This is a genomic window from Sphaerisporangium sp. NPDC088356, assembly GCF_040685555.1.
Taxonomy (GTDB): Bacteria; Actinomycetota; Actinomycetes; order Streptosporangiales; family Streptosporangiaceae; genus Sphaerisporangium.
Genome location: NZ_JBFBIK010000265.1, coordinates 1 through 1963 on the forward strand (window position 1 = coordinate 1; position 1963 = coordinate 1963).

The following is a 1963-nucleotide window of genomic DNA, read 5'->3' on the forward strand; positions in this document are numbered from 1 at the left end:
TACTCCAGCTGTAGATCGTGATCTTCATGCCTTGGTGGCTTGTCGTTGGTAGTGACTTGTCTGGGATCGGGCCTGGTGGTGGCGTCGCCAGGTGGACCAGTGGAGCCGGTAGGTAGCGGTATGGACGGGCTGGACGATGAGCGTGATGAACAGGCGCTGGATCTCGTTGCAGGTGAGCGGTATGAGGGCGTCGGGTGCGCGGTGGCGGTCGTGTTCGTCCGCGCGGACGACGGCGAGGAAGGCGTGGGCGAGCATGGCGAGGGTGACCCAGCGCGACCAGGACGCGTAGCGGCGGACCTGGTGCTCGTCCAGTCCGGCCAGGCCCTTTGCGGACTGGAAGAACTCCTCCACTCGCCACCTTGATCCGGCGACGCGCACCAGTTCGGTCAGCGGCACTGGGGTGGGCGAGTAGCAGCGGTAGTAGGCCAGTTCGCCGGTGCTGCGGTTGCGGCGGATCAGCAGTTGACGGCTGCCCGGAGCGGGGTTGGCGAGGTCGATGACGGCCCAGTCGTAGAAGCGGTGGCCCTTGGCTCCGGCTCCTGCGGAGAGCTTCTGCCAGGCCCGTTTGGGCACCTTCTTGGCCAGGGCGTCCGCGCGGAACTTCCCCGCGCCGGTGGTGGCTTCGTGCGAGCAGGCCACCGCGAGGACGTAGCCGATGCCGCGTTCCTCCAGCGCGGTCCGCAGCTTCGGGTTCCCGCCGTAGACCTCGTCACCCGCCACCCACGCGGCCCGGTGGCCGGCGTCCAGGAACCGGGCGACCATGCACGCGGCCAGCTCGGGTTTAGTGGCGAAGGCGGTCTCCTCACTGAGTCCGGCGGCGCGGCAACGGTCGGGGTCGGTGGTCCAGGAACGCGGAACATACAGTTCCCGGTCCACTGCGGCGTGCCCGCGCTGACCGGCGTAGACCAGGTAGACGGCAACTTGGGCGTTCTCGATCCTGCCCGCGGTGCCGGTGTACTGGCGCTGCACGCCGACCGTGCCGGTGCCCTTCTTCACATCGCCGGTCTCGTCGACCACCAGCACCGCCCGCTCGTCATGCAGGTGCTCCACTACGTATCCACGCACTTCGTCGCGGACGGCGTCGGCGTCCCACTTGGCCCGGCTGAGCAGGTGCTGCATGGCATCCGGGGTGGTCTCCCCGGCCCATTCGGCGATGGTCCAGCAGTTCTTGCGCGGCAGGTCCGACAGGAGCCCGAGCACCAATCGCCGGACCCGGCGCCGGGGCTCGACCCGCTTGAACCGGCCCGCGATCCGGCCCATCAGGCATTCGAACGCCTCTTGCCATCGAGCAGGGTCTACGCTGTGACCTGCGGCCACCGCATGATCTTCAGTCTTCACACACCGATGATCAACGGTGGCCGTACTCGTGTCGTCAGCAGGCCCCTGCCCCAGGTCGGGCTTGCGGAGGAGCGCTATATACCGCGGCTGCCGTCGAGACTCTCGCGAATGATGTCCGCATGACCGGCGTGCCGGGCCGTTTCCTCGATCATGTGAAGCAGGACCCAACGCAGGTTCCGGTCCGCCAGGGCGGGCAGACTGCACGGATCCTCCAGTGACATGCCCGCGACGATCTCCCGCGAGATGGCCACCTGCTCCTCGAAGAAGGCCGTCCAGTGCTTCACCGTGTCCCGCTCGTCAACACGGAAGTCTTCGTCTCTCCAGTCCTGGACCTCTGCTTCGGTCCACTCGCCGGGAAGTGCCCGCCCCGCAACGACGATCTGAAACCACCTGCGCTCCCAGAGGGCCGAGTGTTTGAGCAGGCCCATCAAGGACAACGAGCTCACCGTCGGAGTCATGCAGGCATCCGTGTCAGAGACACCGTCGACCTTCCGAAGCAGATCGGCGCGCTGCTTGTCGAGAAAGCCGCAAAGGGCCTCCCGCTCGGTAGAGGTCGAGAACTGGGTGGCTGTCATGCCCAGACGCTACCGGTTCATAGGGGCAGCTTTCCGACCGGTGCTGCTGC

General features: G+C 67.0%; 2 protein-coding genes. Both read right to left on the minus strand.

The window, feature by feature from the left end; translation table 11 throughout:
- Positions 1 to 24 precede the first annotated feature (24 nt).
- Entirely contained in the window at positions 25 to 1260 is a 1236-nt protein-coding gene (locus tag AB0O34_RS36750) for an IS701 family transposase (RefSeq protein ID WP_363923618.1), read from the minus strand.
- A gap of 152 nt (positions 1261 to 1412) precedes the next feature.
- Entirely contained in the window at positions 1413 to 1913 is a 501-nt protein-coding gene (locus tag AB0O34_RS36755; protein WP_363923620.1) for a DinB family protein, read from the minus strand.
- Positions 1914 to 1963: the final 50 nt, after the last annotated feature.

Bases quoted from the DNA above. Each gene is read 5' to 3' on its own strand.
- AB0O34_RS36750 (WP_363923618.1), bottom strand. From the start codon at position 1,260: ATGGGCCGGATCGCGGGCCGGTTCAAGCGGGTCGAGCCCCGGCGCCGG.
- AB0O34_RS36755 (WP_363923620.1), bottom strand. From the start codon at position 1,913: ATGACAGCCACCCAGTTCTCGACCTCTACCGAGCGGGAGGCCCTTTGC.